Here is a 20,109-nt window from a genome sequence, read left to right as displayed (position 1 = left end):
TACAATCTTTTTTATCTCAAAACAAGAGATAAAAAAGGATTTTCATTACTATCGGGGCTATAAAAATCGTTTTTTAATAATAATTTGTTATTCAACAAGTATTCTGTTATCTTGTCTAGCGGTAATTGTATCCACTTCTTTAAAATAATCAATAAGGATATTCCTTAATTTATAATCTAAATCGTAAGTATGTTCTCCTTTACTAAAAAAAGTCATGTTATCACCTCCATTTGCTAAGTAATCATTTGTACCTACATAATATAATTGATTAGCTACTAAAGGTTTCCCTTGTACCAAAATATTTTGTGGTTTACTGTTTTTATCAATTGTAAAAGTCAAACCTGCTAGAGGGTGCGCTTGTTTTTCTTTAATGAAATACGCAATCAATTCCTGAATTTGAGCAGCTCTCAATGCAATAACTACAAGGCTGTTTTCAAAAGGCATAATTTCAAAACCATTTCGAGCAGTTACGTTTCCTTTAGGTAAAATAGCCCTAATTCCGCCGTTATTTAAGATGCAAATAGAGATACTTTTGTTCTCTCTCTTTTCAAAAACTACGTTTCCTTTCCTTAAAACAACATCAGCCATCATATTTCCTATGGTTGATTGGTAATTAACTGACTTTTTATCGAGTGTTACTGGACAGTAAGCAAGAATGCTATCAAGATCTTTATTGATATGATCTCTATAGGGAGCAATATAGTTTTCTATAGTGTTACTGAGTTCATTATTAGCGTTTGAAGCTGCTGATTCAGTAATAGGAAGTTGTTTGCCTTCAATTTTAGTTAAGTGAAGTGTTTTGTTACTGCAAGAGAGAATAAAAAAAAATGTTAAGAATATAACAAAAAGTTTTAAAACGTCGTTATACTTTTTTAGATTTACCATTTATAATGTGACTTAATTAATTAATTTTGTAAGCGAGTAAAAATAGTATGTTTTTAAGTTTTATAAAAGATTTTTCGGTAAAAAGAATATTAAAAAATAGTTTGCAAAATGTAAAAGGCAAAACTGTTGCTGGTACCGTAAAAACAGTTGGCTTACTTTTAGATCTAAATTGTTTTTTTGAAATACAAAAAATACTGGATGCTTTAACGAGTCAAGGAGTTTTAAAAGAGAATATATCGGTATTAATTTTTAGCAATAAAAAAAGTGTAAGTGCATCGCATCCCACTTTTGGATCTAAAAATTTAAATTGGAATGGCGAACTAAACGGTGCCGCTGCAAGCTCTTTTATGAACAAAGAATTTGATTTGTTGATTAGTTATTATGAACAAGAGCGGCCAACATTGTTAGCGACAACGCTTTTTTCTAAAGCCCATTTTAAAGTTGGATTTGCAAACAGTAACAAACACTTGAATGATTTGACAATAAATACTAAAACAGAAAACTACTTGGTTTTTATTCAAGAATTATTCAGGTATTTAAAAATATTAAATAAAATATAATCTACATGCAATCATTAATAGGAACTGGTGTTGCCCTTGTAACGCCTTTTAAAGAAGATTTTTCAATCGATACAGATGCATTAAGCAGAATTGTTAATTTTTCTGTTGATGGCGGAATTGAATATCTAGTCGTTTTAGGAACAACCGCTGAGAATGCTACGCTGTCTCAAGAAGAGAAAGAGTTAGTAATAAAAACTGTTGTTGATGCAAATAAAGGAAGATTGCCTTTAGTTTTAGGAGTAGGAGGGAATGATACTAGAAAAATTGTTGAAGAATTGAACACAAGAGATTTTTCTGACTTTGTTGCAATATTATCAGTATCTCCATTTTATAATAAACCTACACAAGAAGGAATTTACCAGCATTTTAAAGCAATTTCAGAAGCTTCACCTCTTCCAATTATCATTTATAATGTACCCGGTAGAACATCAAGCAATATGTTGCCAAAAACAGTTTTGCGTTTGGCTAATGATTTTAAAAATATCGTAGCAATCAAAGAAGCTGCTGGTGACTTAGTACAAGCAATGCAAATAATTAAAGACAAACCTGAAGATTTTCTAGTTATATCAGGAGACGATATGATTGCATTACCAATGGTTCTTGCTGGTGGAGCAGGAGTAATCTCAGTTATTGGGCAAGGTTTTCCAAAAGAATTCTCTGAAATGATTCGTTTAGGATTGAATCGCAAAGTAAATGAAGCGTACAAATTGCATTATCTTATAGCAGACTGCATTGATATGATCTTTGAACAAGGAAATCCAGCAGGAATTAAACAAGTTTTTGAAGCTTTAGGAATAGCTGATAGTTTTGTTCGTTTGCCATTAGTAAAAGTAGATGCATCACTCGCAAAAAGAATTGCACAATTTATTGAAAACATAGATAAATAAGACCATAAAACAGGAGTTTTTTTTAAATAAAGAAATATTTTGTAGTAGCTAAATTAATAACTAAATTTGCCACCGAAACTTCGGTAAGGTTTTTTGTGGATTGTTTGCAATTCATAGATAAAAAAAACAAAAAAATGAAAAAATTTATATCTCTATTGCTTCTTGCAGTCCTTTTTGCTTCTTGTAATGAATACCAAAAAGCGCTTAAAAAAGATGACGTTGCAGCAAAATTTGCAATAGGAACAGAAATGTACGAAGCTGGGAAGTATACTAAAGCAATTCGTCTTTTCGAACAAATTGCTCCTGCATATAGAGGGAAACCGCAAGCGGAGAAATTGTTTTATATGTTTGCTCAGTCCTACTATAAAACAAAACAATTTAATTTGTCAGGATATCAGTTTGAAAGTTTTGTTTCTAGTTATCCTAAAAGTGAAAAACTGCAAGAGTCAGCTTATTTAGGAGCAAAAAGTTACTCAATGTTATCTCCGGTTTATAGTTTAGACCAAGTAGATACGTTCAAGGCAATTGATAAATTACAAGCGTTTATAGATAATTACCCTAACTCAGAATATACTGAGGAAGCAAATAAAACACTTCAATCATTAACAGCTAAGATTGAGAAAAAAGTTTATGAAAACGCTAAAGGATACAATACAATTTCTGATTTTAAATCGGCTATTGTAGCTTTGGACAATTTTGTTGCTGATTATCCAGGTACGGTATACAAAGAAGATGCTTTGTTTTATAGATTAGATTCTGCTTATAAATTAGGGATCAATAGTATCGAAAGTAAAAAAGAAGAAAGATTATTAGTAGCTAAAACAGCATATGCTAATTTAGTTAAATACAAGGTTGATACTAAGTATAAAGAAAAGGCTGACGAAATGTTAGTTAGAGTGGAACAAGATTTACAAAAATTTACAAATAAATAAAGTCATGGATTTAAAAAAGACGAATGCTCCAGTAAATACAATAACATACAATAAAACTGTTATTGAAGAACCTACTGGTAATGTGTATGAAGCGATAACCATTATGGCTAAAAGAGCAAACCAAATTAATTCTGAAATCAAAAAAGAATTAACAGAGAAGCTAGAAGAGTTTGCTACATATAATGATAGTCTTGAGGAAGTTTTTGAAAACAAAGAGCAAATTGAAGTTTCAAAATTCTACGAAAAATTACCTAAGCCACACGCATTAGCGGTTCAAGAATGGTTAGACGGTAAAATTTACCATAGAGATTCAACTAAATAACACTACTATGTCAGTTTTAAGCGGTAAAAAAGTTTTACTAGGAGTATCTGGTGGAATTGCCGCCTATAAAACGGCATCTTTAGTGAGACTTTTTATAAAAGCAGGTGCACATGTCCAAGTGATAATGACACCTGCTTCTAAGGATTTTGTCACCCCACTTACATTATCTACTTTATCTAAAAATCCAGTTCATTCTAGTTTTTTTAATCAAGATGATGAAAATGAAAAGTGGAATAATCATGTTGAGCTAGGCCTGTGGGCAGATTTAATGGTTGTTGCGCCCGCAACAGCAAATACATTATCTAAAATGGCTTACGGGAATTGTGATAACTTACTTATAGCTACGTATCTATCAGTAAAATGTCCAGTATATTTTGCACCTGCAATGGACTTAGATATGTACAAGCATCCCTCTACAATTTCTAGTTTTAAAGCATTACATCAATTTGGGAATACCATAATTCCTGCCGAAAGTGGAGAATTAGCTAGCGGTCTTTCTGGAGAAGGTAGAATGGCTGAGCCAGAAAATATTATTGCCTTTCTGGAAGCCGATTTAGAAAGTAAATTACCTCTAAAAGGAAAAAAAATACTAATTACTGCAGGTCCCACATACGAAGCAATAGATCCTGTACGTTTCATAGGAAACCATTCTTCTGGAAAAATGGGTTTTGACATTGCAAATGCTGCCGCACAATTAGGCGCTTCAGTAGTGTTAGTTGCTGGACCTACAAGGTTTAAGGCTACAAATGCTAATGTGAAAGTGATTAATGTGATAACAGCACAAGAAATGTATGATGCTTGCCATGACTATTTTAATGATGTAGATGTTGCTATTGCTGCTGCTGCGGTTGCAGATTATAGGCCTAAAACAGTCGCTACTCAAAAAATAAAAAAGGCACCTGATAACTTTGTAGTTGAGCTAGAAAAAACAAAAGATATTTTGGCTTCACTAGGAGCAATCAAGCAAAAGCAGTTTTTAATAGGTTTTGCTTTAGAAACCGAAAATGAAATTGAAAATGCAAAGGGTAAAATCCAGAAAAAAAACTTAGATTTGATTGTTCTTAATTCGTTACAAGATTTAGGAGCAGGTTTTGGACAACCAACAAATAAAGTTACTTTTATTGATAAAAATTTCAAGATAGAACCTATGGAATTAAAATCAAAAGAAGCGGTTGCAGATGATATTTTAAACAAAGTTATAGCCTATTTTAATGAATAAACTACTTGTACTTTTCGTGTTATTTTTATTTGGAACTGTCAATGCGCAACAGTTAAATTGTACTGTTACTGTCAATTCGCAAAAAATAAATAATACAAACCAACAGGTTTTTAAAACTTTACAAACCTCACTTACGGAGTTTGTGAATAAAACCGACTGGACAGGACAAAATTTAAAACAAAACGAGAAAATTAATTGCTCAATGTATATTACTATTTTGTCTAACAATTCAGATCAGTTTAGTGCAACAATACAAGTACAATCAGCGAGACCAATTTATAATTCATCTTATTCTTCGCCAGTTTTAAACTTTAATGACAAGAATTTCTCGTTTAATTATACAGAATTTGAGAACTTGATTTTCAATCAAAATAGTTTTAGTTCTAATTTAGTTTCTATAGTTTCGTTTTATAGCTATGTTATTCTAGGGTTAGATGCTGATACTTTTGTATTAGAGTCTGGTAGTGATAACCTAGAAATTGCCCAAAACATTGCTAGCGTGGCACAACAAAGTGGTTACAAAGGATGGAGTCAAATTGACGGTAATGACAACAGGTATTTTTTAATTAATGATTTATTATCGCCTACCTATACTGATATACGTAAAACGTCTTTTGAGTATCATAGTGGTTTAGATATGATGGCGCAAGATTTAAAAACAGCCAAAGAAAAAATAAAAGCATCCCTTTTTAACATAGGAAAACTAAATTCAGTAAAGCCTAATGCTTTTTTAACACGTGTGTTTTTTGACTCTAAGTCGGATGAGATTGTATCTATTTTTTCAGGAGGTCCTTCCATAAACATTGCTGATTTAACTGAAAATTTAAATAGAGTGTCGCCGTTGAACTCAACAAAATGGGCCGCTATTAAATTTTAAATTTCAGTACCTTTACAATTATAATTTTATTACTTCAAAAACAGCCACATGATTACTTCATTATCTATAAAAAATTATGCGCTAATTGAAAAGTTAAGTATTGATTTCTCAAAAGGATTTTCAATTATTACTGGAGAAACTGGTGCTGGAAAATCTATTATATTAGGTGCTTTAGGATTAATCCAAGGAAAAAGAGCCGACTTATCTTCGCTTAAAAATAAAGACGATAAATGTGTTATTGAAGCACATTTTGAAATTTCAAAATACAAGTTAGCTTCCTTTTTTAAGGATAACGATTTAGATTACGAGTCAGATACAATTATTAGACGTGAGATTCTTCCTTCTGGAAAATCTCGTGCGTTTATTAATGACAGTCCTGTAAACCTTCAATTATTGCAGGAACTAACCATATTTTTGATTGATATTCATTCGCAACAGCAAACTAGAGAATTATCTGATGAAAATGTGCAGTTTGAAATTATTGATGCTATTGCTAAAAATCAAGATAGTATTCAAGAATACCAATCAACCCTTAATGGATATAAAGCAGATAAATCAAAACTAAATAGCTTTATAAAAAAACAAGCAGAAGCGATTAAAGAGCAGGAGTACAAAACCTTCTTGCTGAATGAACTTGTTGAAGCAAATTTAAAATCAGGAGAGCAAGAGCTTCTTGAAGAGGAATTTGAAAAACTAAACAATGTCGAAATAATTAAGGAAGCGCTAGATAAATCATTGGCTATAGCCAATGAGGAACAAATAGGAGTGCTTCATAATTTAAAGGAAATCAAGGTGGCTATGCAAAAAATAGCAGCTTATTCACCTGATTACAGCGTATTGTTAGAGCGTGTATCAAGTTTAGTAATTGAATTGGACGATATTACCGAAGAATTAGATCGTTGTACTGATAAACTGATTAATGACCCAGAACAATTGGAATTTATTAATCAAAAATTACAACTAATTTACAACTTACAAAAAAAGCATCAAGTAGATTCTGTAGATGGTTTGTTAGAAATTCAATCGCAATTAGACGATGCAATATCTGAGCTAGGAAACTTGGAATCTGATATTGAGAAATTGACACTTTCGATACAAGAAAAAGCAATTATTTTAGATAATTATGCTACAAGTATCCATGATAATAGACTAATTGCTATTCCTGTTTTGACCAATAAATTAATTACAATATTAGATACTTTAGGAATGCCTAACGTGCGTTTTGACATTCAAGTAACGCAAGGAGAATCTTATTTTGCTAATGGAAAAGATGAATTGCAATTCCTTTTTGCAGCAAATAAAGGTACCGATTTTGGTTTGCTTAGAAAAGTGGCTTCTGGTGGGGAAATGTCTAGAATCATGCTTGCGGTAAAAGCAATTTTAGCTCATTATTCTAAATTACCAACATTAATTTTTGATGAAATAGATACAGGAGTCTCTGGTGAGATCGCTATTAAAATGGGTGAGATCATGAAAGAAATGAGTAAAACAATGCAAATCTTTGCCATTACCCATTTACCACAAATTGCAGCCAAAGGAAATGTACATTTTAAGGTTTTTAAATCAACAGTAGGTGAGGATACACAATCAGAGCTTAAATTGTTATCTAATGAAGAACGTATTGTAGAAATTGCGCAAATGTTATCGGGAACTGTCGTTTCTGATTCTGCTCTAAATCATGCAAAAGCCTTGCTGAACTAGAATTTTGATTATATTTGTTCTTAACAAATAATCTAAATTGATTACATTAAATACCACATAAAATAAAAATTCACCGAATAAAATATACAAAATGATTATAGAACCTAGAATGAGAGGATTTATTTGTTTGACAGCCCACCCTGATGGATGCGAACAAAATGTAAAAAATCAAATTGAATACATTAAATCAAAAGGAGCAATAAACGGAGCAAAAAAAGTACTAGTTATAGGTGCTTCTACAGGTTTTGGTTTGGCTTCAAGAATTTCAAGTGCTTTTGGATCAAATGCTGCAACTATTGGAGTGTTTTTTGAAAAACCACCTACTGAAGGAAGAACTGCTTCTCCAGGTTGGTACAACTCTGCTGCTTTTGAAAAAGAAGCGCACAAAGCAGGTTTGTATGCTAAGAGTGTTAACGGAGATGCTTTTTCTGATGAAGTAAAAAAACAAACCTTAGATTTAATTAAAGCCGACTTAGGACAAGTGGATTTGATTGTTTATAGCTTGGCTTCGCCAGTGCGTTTAGACCCAAAAACAGGAGTTTTACACCGTTCGGTTTTAAAACCTATTGGAGATAAATTTACAAATAAAACAGTTGATTTCCATTCTGGAAAAGTGTCTGAAATATCTATAGAGCCTGCTGCAGGTGATGATATTGAAAATACGGTTAAGGTAATGGGAGGTGAAGACTGGGCTATGTGGATCGATGCTTTAAAAGCAGAAAATTTACTAGCACCAGGTGCTACAACAGTTGCTTACTCTTATATTGGGCCATCATTGACTGAGGCTGTTTATAGAAAAGGAACTATTGGTCGTGCAAAAGACGACCTGGAAGCTACCGCTTTTACAATCACTGATAGCCTTGCGGATATTAATGGTAAAGCATACGTATCTGTAAATAAAGCATTAGTAACTCAAGCAAGTTCTGCGATTCCAGTTATTCCGTTGTATATTTCTTTATTGTACAAAATAATGAAAGAAGAAGGAATTCACGAGGGATGTATCGAGCAAATTCAACGTTTATACGCAGATAGATTGTACTCTGGAAAAGAAATTGCTACAGATGAAAAAGGTAGGATTCGTATTGACGACTGGGAAATGCGTCCAGATGTTCAAGAAAAAATAGCCAAATTATGGCAAGAAGCTACAACTGAAAATTTAGCCGAATTAGGAGATTTAGAAGGGTACAGAAGTGATTTTCATAACTTATTCGGGTTTGGATTTGAAGGAGTAGATTACAAAGCAGATGCAAACGAAATGGTAGCAGTAGAAAGTATTAAGTAATACCATTTTTTCATTCATATAAACACCTTATTTTATGCGGTTCAAACCAATTAAAGTAAGGTTTTTTTTTTAGGAGCATCAACAATAAGTAATTCAATAAGCAATATCGCGCCATTCGTTATATCTTGTGGCGGCATAAGTGCCACCGCCACAAGGATAACACTGCTGTCACGGCTAAAAACGGAGATTTGTGAATTAATAATGTTTTAGGATTTTGTTTTTAGGTAATTTTATCTAACTTCACATCTATAGATTTTATGTATTGAGTACTGAAAAATGCTATTGCTAAATGTATATTATTTAAAAAAAAAAAACTATAGAATTATGGAAAATATAAATACTAAAAAAGTAGTTAACTTATTTTTAATTTCACTTGGATTAGGATTTTGGGCTGGTATTGTAATTGGAATTAATCTTTATTTGAAATAATAAGAAGAATTATTTTGCGTAATTGTTTTTCTCAAGTGATTACAAAGTACGTTGATAAATAAATTATTTGAACAGAAGTAACTTGTAAAAGGTAATTTCTGTTTTTTTTAATATAATTTTAGGTATCTGTTTTAGATCATTTTACTACTTTAGTTTCATTGTTAGCATAAAGCTTAATTCACTTCGATTAAAAAATTGCTTTTGCTCTATAAATTATAAAATCACCTCTAAAAGATACTTATGAAATCTAGATTGCTATTATTTTTATTATTATCAGCAACTTTTGTCAATGCGCAAGATGGACTTACTCCCGCTAAACTTGCCGAAATTGAAGCCCAAGTTGATAAACAAGCCCTTAAATTTAAAGATTCATTAATTAAAAGAAATGCAGGTGCTGATTTTTCATTAGACAACGAATTTGAAACAGATATTTACCGTGCTGAAAAATTGGCAGATAAAAAAGTAGAAGTTGATTACTCTACTGCAGGAATGACTTCAGCGATAGTGGATCTTAATAAGGATTACGATAAGTTGCTAAATAAGTATTACGCTATTTTGATGAAAAAATTACAGCCTAAAGATCAAGAGAAATTAAAAATTTCTCAAAGAAATTGGATAAAATTCAGGGACAGTGAAGACGAGTTAATTGGTATTATCACAAAAACAGAATATTCAGGAGGAGGAACAATTCAGAGTAATATTATGGCTGGTCGTATTAGCGATTTGACTAAAAGTAGGTTGTATTTTATAAAAGGACATCTTAATCAATTTATTAATTAGCAGCTACTCTTTGTAAATTAATAAATAATTAGAATTTGTCAACTACCCCCGACAGTAGTGGCATCTTGCAATTTAGAAAAACAAGGCTTTTGTGCCGTAGTTTTTGTTAATTGGAAATATAGCGAATGGCGGGACGACTGTTTCTGCAAACTATAACTATTGTGGTCCTAATAGCAAAAAAGGAAAGCTGTTTGCAAGCCAATAATGGATTGTGTACTTTTGGATGTTTTTATAAAATAGTGAACTATGTATAATTTATTAAAAGGAAAAAGAGGAATCATTTTTGGTGCCTTGGACGAAAACTCAATTGCTTGGAAAACCGCCGAACGTGTTCATGAAGAAGGCGGTGTGTTTGTTTTGACAAATGCAGCTGCTGCAAGAAGGTTAGGTAATATCGACGCATTGGCTTTAAAGACAGGTTCCCAAATTATTGATGCTGATGCAACATCAGTTGCTGATTTAGAGAATTTAGTAGATCAAGCGGTGGATATTCTTGGGGGTAAAATTGATTTTATTTTGCACTCTATCGGGATGTCAGTGAATGTTCGTAAGGGGAATCACTATACGAATCAAAATTATGATTTTACTGAAAAAGGGTGGAATGTCTCTGCGGTTTCTTTTCATAAAGTAATGCAGGTTTTGTATAAAAAAGACGCCATGAATGAATGGGGAAGTATTGTTGCTTTGTCCTATATGGCGGCACAACGAGTTTTTCCAGACTATAACGACATGGCTGATAATAAAGCTTTTTTAGAATCGGTTGCTCGTAGTTTTGGTTACTTTTTTGGTAGAGATAAAAAAGTACGTGTCAATACAATTTCACAATCTCCTACGCCTACAAGAGCAGGACAGGGAGTGAAAGGTTTTGATGGATTCTTGTCTTTTGCTGATAAAATGGCTCCATTAGGAAATGCTTCGGCGCTAGATTGTGCTAATTACACCGTTTCAATGTTCTCTGATTTGACTAGAATGGTTACGTTGCAAAACTTATTACATGATGGCGGATTTTCTAATGTAGGCGTTAGTCAACATGTCATGGAAATGTTTGAGTAGTAATGAAAATTATATATAATGTTTAGTAAAACCATCACTATATTAGTGGTGGTTTTTTTATTGATATTGTTAAAAAGTATATCTTTGCGCCCTTATTTATCCCTTTTATTTTAACTAATACCACATAGTATTTATGTTGTTTTCTTTGATTATTCCTGTTTATAATCGACCAGATGAAGTTGATGAGCTTTTACAAAGTTTAGTGCAAACTGATTATAAAGCCGCTTTTGAAGTTGTACTTGTTGAAGACGGTTCCTCAATACGTTGCGAAGATATTGTTCAAAAATATACAGATCGCTTGTCTATTTCTTATTATTTTAAAGAAAATTCAGGTCCTGGTGATTCACGAAATTACGGAATGCGAAAAGCAAAAGGAGACTATTTTATCATTTTTGATTCGGATTGCATTATTCCGCAACAGTATTTATCAGAAGTGGATAAAGCCTTGGCGAATAATTATGTAGACTGTTTTGGTGGTCCTGATAAAGCTTTGGATAGTTTTTCGGATATTCAAAAAGCAATTAATTTTGCGATGACCTCCTTTTTAACTACGGGCGGAATTCGCGGTGGATCTGAAAAAATTGATAAATTCCAACCCAGAAGTTTCAATATGGGGATTTCAAGAAAAGCTTTTGAAGCCTCAAATGGATTTGGAAATATTCATCCTGGAGAGGACCCAGACTTATCCATACGTTTATGGAATCTTGGTTTTGAAACCAAACTCTTCCTGAATGCGTATGTATATCATAAGAGAAGGATAGATTGGGGAAAGTTCTCAGTGCAAGTAAATAAATTTGGTAAAGCAAGACCAATATTAAATAGTTGGTATCCTAAATACAATAAATTGACATTTTTCTTTCCATCGGTATTTATACTTGGATTTGGATTAGCGGTTTTATTATTGGTTTTCACCTATGACATTTTATTGAAATTGTATTTCATCTATTTTATAATTATCTTCCTTACTGCTAGTTTTCAAAATAAAAGTGTCAAGATTGGTTATTTATCAGTAGTTGCTGTGTGGAAACAGTTTTTTGGTTACGGTACCGGTTTTATAGAATCGTATGGTAAAGTGATCCTTTTAAAGCAAAAGCCACAAGAAGCTTTTCCTGAATTATTTTTTAAATTATAGTATGACAAAAATTATTGGACTAACAGGAGGAATTGGTAGTGGTAAGACAACAATTGCAAAATATTTTTTGTCGTTAGGTGTTCCTATTTACATTGCCGATGATGAAGCTAGGACAGTTATGCAGTCAGAAATCTTAATAAAAGCACTAAAAAAGGCTTTTGGAGGACACATTTTTGAAAATAATACCCTTAACCGACAAATGTTAGCCGACATTGTGTTTAATGATCCAGATAAATTACAGCAGTTGAACGCAATAGTTCATCCTGCTGTTAGAGAACATTTTGACGAATGGCTTTTGTTACATCATAATCAGCCCTATATAATTTATGAAGCGGCTATATTGTTTGAAAGTGGAAATTATAAAAACTGTGATCAAATTATTTGTGTTACAGCACCTTTAGAGTCTAGAATTCAGCGTGTTATTGATCGAGATAATTCTAATAGGGAATTAGTGTTAAAACGCATTAATTCGCAATGGACGGACGAAATGCGTGTCGCAAAAAGTGATTTTGTTATAGAAAATGTAGATCTGGAGTCGGCAATGTTAAAAGTCGAAGAAATTCATAAAATTTTATTGATTAAACAAAACAGCAACTAGATGTTAATGTTTGGTTAATAGATTATCATTCATACTGTTAAAATGTTAATTTTGTTCTGATGAATAAACTTTTTTTTAGGTTACTGGTTTTATTGATGAGTTTATCCTTAATTGGGATAATACTTGTACAAGTATATTGGTTTAATAATTCGTTCAAGAATAATGATGAACAATTTAAATTTCATGTAACGCAAGTTATTGGTAACGTTGCTGATAAATTGCAAAAACAAGAAGCTTATACATTTTACGATAGATACAATCGAATTAAGGACAGTACGGGTAAAATTCCTAAAAAAGAGGACCTGACTGAATTTTATTACGTTCAAAGAAATACAAAGACAAACAAGACAATTGTTTATTCTAATAGTATTATATCCGAAGATTTTGATATCTCTGCCTCACTGTTCAATAAAAAGTTCAGTAATGAGAAATTTAAAAATTTTAGTTCTAAAAGAGTAACTGAAGTTTATAATAATAACGGAGTTGATAAATCTAATTTACAGCAGAATTTACTTCCTGACGTTACTATTGAAAAATCAGGTAATCTGGATGTATTAGACAAAGTACAGTTTGAAATTTCATACAAAGATATTGCAGCTGCAATGCCGCTAGATGAAAGAGTTTCTAAAGTTACACTAGAGAAATTAATAAAAAAGGAGTTAGAACAATTTGGTGTTAAGACAAAATTTGAATTCGGAATTTATAGTAATGGTATCGCCACTGCAATTAAGTCAGCCGATTTTAAATATGATAAAGAGACAACCTATTCTACTCCAGTGTATACTGATAATGAAGGGAACGAAAAATACAAGTTATTGGTTAGTTTTCCGCATAAGAAGAAATTCTTATTGTCAGAGTTAATAAGTTTAAGCGTTCTTTCAATTATTTTCACATTAATTATCCTCATTGCTTATTCGAGTGCATTGAATCAATTAATACGTCAGCGTCAAATTTCTGAAATCAAAACAGATTTTATTAATAACATGACACATGAGTTTAAAACACCTATTGCAACAATAAATCTTGCTCTAGATGCTATAAAAAACCCAAAAATAATTGATGACCGAGAGAAGGTAATGAAGTATTTGCAAATGATTCGGGATGAAAATAAACGCATGCATGCTCAAGTAGAAAATGTATTGCGAATTTCAAAACTAGAGAAAAAAGAATTAGATATTGAAAAAGAATCGAGTGATGTTGTAGAAGTGATTAATGATGCAATAGAGCACGTTAATTTAATTCTTGAAGATAGAGGAGGAGAAATAGTAAGCCACTTCAATGCAGCTAGAACAACGGTTTTAATCAATGAAGTACATTTTACAAATGTACTGGTTAATGTTCTTGAAAATGCAATTAAATATTCGCCAGATGTGCCACATATTGAAGTTTTTACAGAAAATATAAAAGACATGATTCTTATAAAAGTTAAGGATAATGGGTTAGGAATGAGTAAAATAGCTCAAAAAAGAGTGTTTGAAAAATTCTATAGAGAACACACTGGTGACATTCACAATGTAAAAGGGCACGGTTTAGGATTAGCTTATGTAAAGAGAATTGTAGAAGACCACAATGGTCAAGTTTACGTAGAAAGCGAAAAAGGAAAAGGAAGCACATTCATAATAAAAATACCACTAATAAATTAAGAAATATGGAAACTATAAATAAAAAAATACTTCTAGTAGAAGACGACCTTAACTTTGGGGCAGTATTAAAAGACTATTTAATGCTTAATGACTTTGAAGTTATTTTAGCTAAAAACGGAATGGAAGGTTTTGAAAAATTCAAAAAGGATACTTACGATTTATGTATTCTTGATGTAATGATGCCTTACAAAGATGGATACACATTGGCTAAAGAAATTAGAGAGAAAAATAGCGAAGTGCCTATTATTTTCCTAACGGCTAAATCAATGAAAGAAGATGTGTTAAAAGGATACAAAGCAGGTGCTGATGATTACTTGAATAAACCTTTTGACTCTGAAGTATTGTTGATGAAAATCAAAGCAATTATTCAAAGAAAATCTTCTGACGTTAAAACAGAGCAAGTACAGTTTGAATTCAATATTGGTAAATTCCACCTGAATTCTAAATTAAGATTCTTGACTTTTATGGATCAAGAGCCTATTAAATTGTCTCCAAAAGAAAATGAATTATTAAAAATGTTGATTCTTCACGAAAACGACTTAATGCCAAGAGAATTAGCATTGACTAAAATTTGGAGAGACGACAATTACTTTACCTCAAGAAGTATGGATGTTTACATTGCTAAATTAAGAAAGTATCTTAAGTTAGATGAAAATGTAGAGGTGCTAAATATTCACGGTGAAGGATTTAGATTAGTTGTAAAAAACAAAACTGTATAATCAAAACAGTATAAATAGAATAAAGGCTTCGAGAAATTGGAGCCTTTTTTTTTGTAACTATTCCTGCCTTACATTACAAGATTTCTCATAAAAAAAGAATTTCCAATGACTAAAAAAGAGCTTCCGCTGGTCGCTTTTTTTAATCAGGAAATTCATTTTTTTTATTTCAAAATGCTTTTCATTGCAGTCAGGGTTAATGCAATCCTGCTATTTAAGATTAAGTTGTAATGCAAAACTGTTTTTGTCTTCCTTAGAAATACTAAAGATAATAGCATCATCGGCCACATTTTCATGAATAACAACTTTGTCTTTTAAAGATAATTCTTTTAAAAAATTCATCTCAAAACTTTTTATCTTCTGACCTAAGATTAGCTTTGCATCCATAAGATCAATACACCATTCTAGATATTTAACATTATTGACATGATTGACAATATCTAAATCAGATAAGCTTACTGTTTTTTCAAAAAGTTCTTCTTTCTCACTACTAATATTTATTTTAGAAAAACCTGCTACAGTTGCTTTCTTTTCAGGGTATAACTCAAAGTGTTCATGAGGAAGACTCAACGCTTCTGGGCGACGTCTTTCAGTATTGAAAACAGCCCAAAAAGTCTCTGATCCTATAATTTTTTTTCCGTTAACATGAACTTCTAACGCACGTATAGAACGAGAGTTTTCTAAAGTATTGATCCATGTAGTTACTGTTACAATATCTCTCCATTTAGGTAAAGCCGCAACTTCTACACGCATTCTACTTAAAACCCAAGCTTGATTAAATTCTTGCATATCCGAAAAACTTATTCCACCCATGTCAGAATGTGCAGCAGCAGTTAACTGTAAAATATTGCATAAATCAGTGTATTTTAAATAGCCATTAGGCATGCATTGCGAAAAATTGATCTCCCAGTCTTTACTTAAAACTGAGGTGAAATTTGGACTTATTGGCATGAAATAATATTGTTTTGTAGTAAGGTGTTGTGTTTAGATTTTCGTTTTAATATAATCAAATATTGTTTGGTAAGGTGTTTCAAAATCAAACCATTCGGTTTCTTCATCACGCTTGAACCATGTTAATTGGCGTTTAGCAAAACGTCTAGTGTTTTTCTTGATTTCTTCAATCGCAAATTCTAAAGTAATTTCTTTGTCAAAATAACTGAATAATTCCCGATAACCTACCGTTTGCAAAGCATTCAAAGCCTTATTTGGATATAATATTTTGGCTTCGTTAAGCAAGCCTTCATTCAGCATAATATTTACACGCTCATTTATGCGGTTGTACATTACCTTCCTATCGGCTTCCAAACCTATAACAATAGGAGTGAAGTTGCGACTGTTTTTCTTTTGGTTTAAAAAAGAGGAATATGGTTTTCCTGAACCCAAACAAACTTCTACAAAACGCATCATACGTTGTGGGTTTTGCAAGGTTTGTGGATTGTCTACAGTCAAGAATTCGTAATAATTATTATCAAGAGTTTTTAACTGCTCTTGTAAATAATGAATTCCCAATTTTTCATATTGGGCAGTTACCGTTTCTCTGATGGTACCATCAATTTCTGGAAATTCATCAAAGCCTTTTAAAACGGCGTTGACATACAGTCCAGATCCGCCTACCAGAACTACATAATCATTAGTTAAGAATAATGCATCAATTTTTGCAATGGCTTCTTTCTCGAAATCACCTACAGTATAATTCTCGAAAATTGATTTATTCTGGATAAAATGATGTGGTGCAGCAGCTAATTCTGATGTAGAGGGAACTGCAGTACCAATGGTCATTTCCTTAAAAAACTGTCGGCTATCGCAAGAAACTATTTCACATTTAAAGTGATTTGCCACAAGAATACTCAGGGCAGTTTTACCAATAGCTGTAGGTCCAATGATGGTTATTAAGTGTTTCATATCTTTTTTTAGCCCAGATAATAATGGAAACCCCGGACGCCTGCAAGTTAGTATTTCTTACCGAAAAAGAGCGCCTTTAGAAGCTCCTTTTATGGTTTAGAAATACAAATTGCAAAGGAGGAGTTGTAATGGATAGCTGGAAATAGCTCCTAATTAGATGTATTTGTTTGGGTTGTAATTTAAAGTTCGTGTCCGCAATTATGGCAAAAATTTGCTTTAATGGGATAATCTTCAGCGCCACAACCTACGCAAGGATTTTGAGAGTTAGTTGAGGGTTTCTGACTGTTTTTAGCGATTTCGGCTGTTACAATACCGGTAGGCACCGCGATAATACCGTACCCTAAAATCATTACAAAGGAGGCAATAAATTGACCTAAAGGGGTAACAGGTGAAATGTCTCCGTAACCCACCGTGGTGAGCGTTACAATGGTCCAGTAGATACTAGCAGGAATACTTGTGAAACCACTTTCTTTACCTTCTACAACGTACATAATTGAGCCGATTATAATGGTTATAATAAGCACAAAATAGATGAATACTACGATTTTGCCTCGACTTGCATTAATGGCTTGTTTTAATTGCACCGACTGATTTGTAAACTGTGGATGGTTCAAAATCTTAAATAATCGCAACAATCGCAAGGAGCGAACCACACTAAAAATACTGGTTCCTACAAAGAAAATGGACATATACATGGGTAAAATAGCGAGTAAGTCAATAATACCGTAGAAACTAAAGATATATTTCCAGGGTTTATTTATTGAAATAATGCGCAAAAAATATTCTAAAGTAAAGAAAATGGTAATTGCCCATTCAAGAAAAACGAGTTCGGAATGGTATTTTAGATCAAAAGAAGCTACGGTTTCCATCATTACTAAAACCACACTGAGTAGGATGAGTCCTAGCAGTATTAAATCAAATAAACGTCCCGCTTTAGTGCTTGTACCATAAATAATGATATGCACTTTTTGCCTAAAGATCTCGTATTGTGATTTGCTTTGGTTCATTTATAGCAATGAAATTAGTTTAGAACTTTATAATTTTATGGCTTTTATCTCTCCTTAGGTAACCTTGAATAATATTTTTAGTATCGCGGTTATTTTGCATTGGGATCAAAATATTTTTCAGAATATCGATTTTATTAATTTGATAGTTTAAGTCATAAAAAGCATAGCCTTTATAGATTCCGTTTTCGATAAGTACAGCACTGCGTTCGCTCACTTTTCTACCGCGGTCAATAATCACCATGTTTTGGCTTTCAAACTCACTATTAGTAATAAAATCTTTTACTCTAGCATTATATTCTTGTGGAGTGATTTCACCAATACAAGCGCCGTCACACTCTTTAATTTTATATTGAAAACAGGCGGCTTTACTTTCGTATAAACCAGTAAGTTTTTGACATAATTTATATTTTTCGGTGATTTTAAAAAGTACATTCTTACCTTCATTAAGTGTCGTAAATGAGGTGATTTCTTTTTTTCTACCGTCGGCCTTTAGTAATTTTAGATTTAGATAACCGTTTTTATCCATCTCTGGATATAGAGCCCATTGAAAAATATTTTTTCGTTGTGCACGGTTGTATCTGGGTTTATGAATCTTAATTTCTTGACTTTCTTTTAATAGTGCAACAAGTTCACTACCAGTTTCCTCGTAAGTCACGGTAAAAACTTCGGCTTGAATTTTTTTAGCACTAGTGGTTATTCCAGTAAAGTGCTGATTGATTCTTTTTTTGATGTTTTTACTTTTCCCAATGTAAATAAGATCCCCTTTTTCATTGTGAATATAGTAAACCCCCGTTTTTGTGGGAAGACTATTAATGATGTCTAGTAATTTAGGCGCAATTCCTTTTTCAATTTTTAGTTTGATAAAGTCTTTTACAATTTCCTTGTCAACATCTTTTTCTAACAACATTTGGAACAATTTGACTGTCGCTAATGCATCGCCACTTGCACGGTGCCTGTCAGCCATAGGGATTCCTAAAGCCCGCACTAATTTGCCTAAACTGTGTGAGGGTTGTTCAGGTAATAATTTCTTTGATAACTCTACAGTGCAAAGTGTTTTCATGGTAAAATCATATCCTAAACGTCTAAATTCAGTTCTTAAAATACGATAATCAAAGTCGGCGTTGTGGGCTACAATAACGCAATCATCAGTGATTTCAATGATGCGTTTGGCTATTTCATAAAACTTTGGGGCAGATACCAACATTGAATTATTAATTCCGGTTAGTTTGACTACAAAGGGCTGAATAGGAATTTCAGGATTCACTAAACTAATGAACTGATCCACGATTTCATGGCCATCATATTTATAGATGGCAATTTCAGTGATTCCTTCCTCGTTAAATGCGCCTCCAGTTGTTTCTATGTCTAATATTGCGTACAAATTTTTTTGTTTAAAGTTGAGGATTAAAGTGTTCCATTTTTAGTTTTTTTTAATTTTCAAAAGCGACGCTTTTAGACTATTGCTTGGGCTTATAGTCAATTGAAATTATAAATCAGAAACGCTTTAATCGTAAATCAATTTCTTCCTCCAAAGATACTGCTTCCTACACGAACCATGGTGCTCCCACATTCAACAGCTAGTTGGTAATCACCAGACATTCCCATTGAAACAGTACTTAATTGGCAGTTTTCAGTAGGTTGATTTTTAAATTCATCAAAGAGACTTTTTAAATGCAAGAACTCTTTTTTAACTTGGTTTTTGTTATCTGTGAATGTTGCCATTCCCATTAATCCAATAACCTTAATGTTTTTCATTTCGTGAAAAGCATCAGATGCTAGAATAGCTTGTAGTTCGGTTTTATCAAGGCCAAATTTAGTTTCTTCTTCAGCGATATGTATTTGCAATAAACAAGCAATTATGCGGTCATTTTTTGCTGCTTGTTTGTTTATTTCTTGTAATAGTTTTAAGCTGTCTACACCATGAACTAATTGCACAAACGGTGCCATAAACTTCACTTTATTGGTTTGTACATGTCCTATCATGTGCCATAATATGTCTTTGGGCATTTGCTCCCATTTGTCAGCCATTTCCTGAATTTTATTCTCACCAAAGATACGTTGACCAGCATCATAAGCCTCCATTAAATCAGAAACAGGTTTTGTTTTTGACACAGCAACAAGGGTTACGTTTTCAGGAAGTGTTGCTTTTATATTTTGTAAATTACTTGCTATTGCCATGAGATG

20 protein-coding genes are annotated in these 20,109 nt (G+C 32.4%); 14 read left to right on the top strand and 6 right to left on the bottom strand.

What is annotated here, in order from left to right; translation table 11 throughout:
- Positions 1-87: 87 nt before the first annotated feature.
- Positions 88-885, bottom strand: coding sequence for a 5'-nucleotidase C-terminal domain-containing protein (locus HNP99_RS08915; RefSeq protein ID WP_173853028.1), 798 nt, complete (start codon positions 883-885; stop codon positions 88-90).
- Positions 886-932: 47 nt separating this feature from the next.
- Between HNP99_RS08915 and HNP99_RS08910 the strand changes: the two genes are divergently transcribed.
- From HNP99_RS08910 to HNP99_RS08845, 14 genes are all read left to right on the top strand, one after another.
- Positions 933-1,445, top strand: a complete 513-nt coding sequence (locus tag HNP99_RS08910; RefSeq protein WP_173853027.1) for a DUF6913 domain-containing protein — start codon at positions 933-935, stop codon at positions 1,443-1,445.
- A gap of 5 nt (positions 1,446-1,450) precedes the next feature.
- Positions 1,451-2,332 carry a 4-hydroxy-tetrahydrodipicolinate synthase gene (dapA, locus tag HNP99_RS08905; protein WP_173853026.1) on the top strand — a complete coding sequence of 294 codons (882 nt, stop codon included), beginning with the start codon at positions 1,451-1,453 and terminating at the stop codon, positions 2,330-2,332.
- Between the two features lie 134 nt (positions 2,333-2,466).
- A complete protein-coding gene (locus HNP99_RS08900) occupies positions 2,467-3,264 on the top strand; it encodes an outer membrane protein assembly factor BamD (protein ID WP_173853025.1) in 798 nt (265 codons plus the stop codon).
- Between the two features lie 4 nt (positions 3,265-3,268).
- Positions 3,269-3,586, top strand: coding sequence for a DNA-directed RNA polymerase subunit omega (locus HNP99_RS08895; RefSeq protein WP_007138306.1), 318 nt, complete (start codon positions 3,269-3,271; stop codon positions 3,584-3,586).
- 7 nt (positions 3,587-3,593) lie between these two features.
- Entirely contained in the window at positions 3,594-4,805 is a 1,212-nt protein-coding gene (gene coaBC, locus HNP99_RS08890) for a bifunctional phosphopantothenoylcysteine decarboxylase/phosphopantothenate--cysteine ligase CoaBC (RefSeq protein ID WP_173853024.1), read from the top strand.
- On the top strand, positions 4,798-5,682 hold the full coding sequence (gene porD / locus HNP99_RS08885; protein WP_173853023.1) for a type IX secretion system protein PorD: 885 nt from the start codon (positions 4,798-4,800) through the stop codon (positions 5,680-5,682). Before coaBC ends, porD begins: the two co-directional genes overlap by 8 nt.
- A 48-nt stretch (positions 5,683-5,730) precedes the next feature.
- Positions 5,731-7,383: a DNA repair protein RecN gene (gene recN / locus HNP99_RS08880; protein WP_173853022.1), complete on the top strand. Its 1,653-nt coding sequence runs from the start codon at positions 5,731-5,733 to the stop codon at positions 7,381-7,383.
- A gap of 91 nt (positions 7,384-7,474) precedes the next feature.
- Positions 7,475-8,665 (top strand): enoyl-ACP reductase FabV, encoded by a 1,191-nt coding sequence (fabV, locus tag HNP99_RS08875; RefSeq protein ID WP_173853021.1) that lies wholly within the window; start codon positions 7,475-7,477, stop codon positions 8,663-8,665.
- 669 nt (positions 8,666-9,334) lie between these two features.
- On the top strand, positions 9,335-9,874 hold the full coding sequence (locus tag HNP99_RS08870; RefSeq protein WP_173853020.1) for a lysozyme inhibitor LprI family protein: 540 nt from the start codon (positions 9,335-9,337) through the stop codon (positions 9,872-9,874).
- Positions 9,875-10,120: 246 nt separating this feature from the next.
- Positions 10,121-10,927: an enoyl-ACP reductase FabI gene (locus HNP99_RS08865; protein WP_173853019.1), complete on the top strand. Its 807-nt coding sequence runs from the start codon at positions 10,121-10,123 to the stop codon at positions 10,925-10,927.
- 133 nt (positions 10,928-11,060) lie between these two features.
- Positions 11,061-12,059, top strand: a complete 999-nt coding sequence (locus HNP99_RS08860; RefSeq protein ID WP_173853018.1) for a glycosyltransferase family 2 protein — start codon at positions 11,061-11,063, stop codon at positions 12,057-12,059.
- 1 nt (position 12,060) lies between these two features.
- Entirely contained in the window at positions 12,061-12,657 is a 597-nt protein-coding gene (gene coaE, locus HNP99_RS08855) for a dephospho-CoA kinase (protein WP_173853017.1), read from the top strand.
- Positions 12,658-12,716: 59 nt separating this feature from the next.
- Positions 12,717-14,300, top strand: coding sequence for a sensor histidine kinase (locus tag HNP99_RS08850; protein ID WP_173853016.1), 1,584 nt, complete (start codon positions 12,717-12,719; stop codon positions 14,298-14,300).
- A 5-nt stretch (positions 14,301-14,305) separates the two neighbouring features.
- Positions 14,306-15,019 (top strand): response regulator transcription factor, encoded by a 714-nt coding sequence (locus tag HNP99_RS08845; RefSeq protein WP_173853015.1) that lies wholly within the window; start codon positions 14,306-14,308, stop codon positions 15,017-15,019.
- A 207-nt stretch (positions 15,020-15,226) separates the two neighbouring features.
- Here the strand turns inward: HNP99_RS08845 and HNP99_RS08840 are convergent, their stop codons facing one another.
- The 5 genes from HNP99_RS08840 to HNP99_RS08820 form a co-directional block, all read right to left on the bottom strand.
- Positions 15,227-15,967, bottom strand: coding sequence for an acyl-[acyl-carrier-protein] thioesterase (locus HNP99_RS08840; protein WP_173853014.1), 741 nt, complete (start codon positions 15,965-15,967; stop codon positions 15,227-15,229).
- 33 nt (positions 15,968-16,000) lie between these two features.
- Positions 16,001-16,918 carry a tRNA (adenosine(37)-N6)-dimethylallyltransferase MiaA gene (gene miaA, locus HNP99_RS08835; RefSeq protein ID WP_173853013.1) on the bottom strand — a complete coding sequence of 306 codons (918 nt, stop codon included), beginning with the start codon at positions 16,916-16,918 and terminating at the stop codon, positions 16,001-16,003.
- A gap of 179 nt (positions 16,919-17,097) precedes the next feature.
- Complete coding sequence (locus tag HNP99_RS08830; RefSeq protein WP_173853012.1) at positions 17,098-17,925, bottom strand: ion transporter; 828 nt, start codon at positions 17,923-17,925, stop codon at positions 17,098-17,100.
- Positions 17,926-17,944: 19 nt separating this feature from the next.
- A complete protein-coding gene (locus HNP99_RS08825) occupies positions 17,945-19,306 on the bottom strand; it encodes an exonuclease domain-containing protein (RefSeq protein ID WP_173853011.1) in 1,362 nt (453 codons plus the stop codon).
- Positions 19,307-19,440: 134 nt separating this feature from the next.
- The gene (locus HNP99_RS08820; protein WP_173853010.1) at positions 19,441-20,103 is read right to left on the bottom strand and encodes a YggS family pyridoxal phosphate-dependent enzyme; all 663 of its coding nucleotides are present in this window, start codon (positions 20,101-20,103) and stop codon (positions 19,441-19,443) included.
- Positions 20,104-20,109: the final 6 nt, after the last annotated feature.

The sequence above is a fragment of the Flavobacterium gelidicaeli genome (assembly GCF_013294005.1).
Lineage (GTDB): Bacteria > Bacteroidota > Bacteroidia > Flavobacteriales > Flavobacteriaceae > Flavobacterium.
The sequence above is the reverse complement of the archived record's forward strand: the minus strand, read 5'-3'. Positions and strand labels throughout refer to the sequence as shown.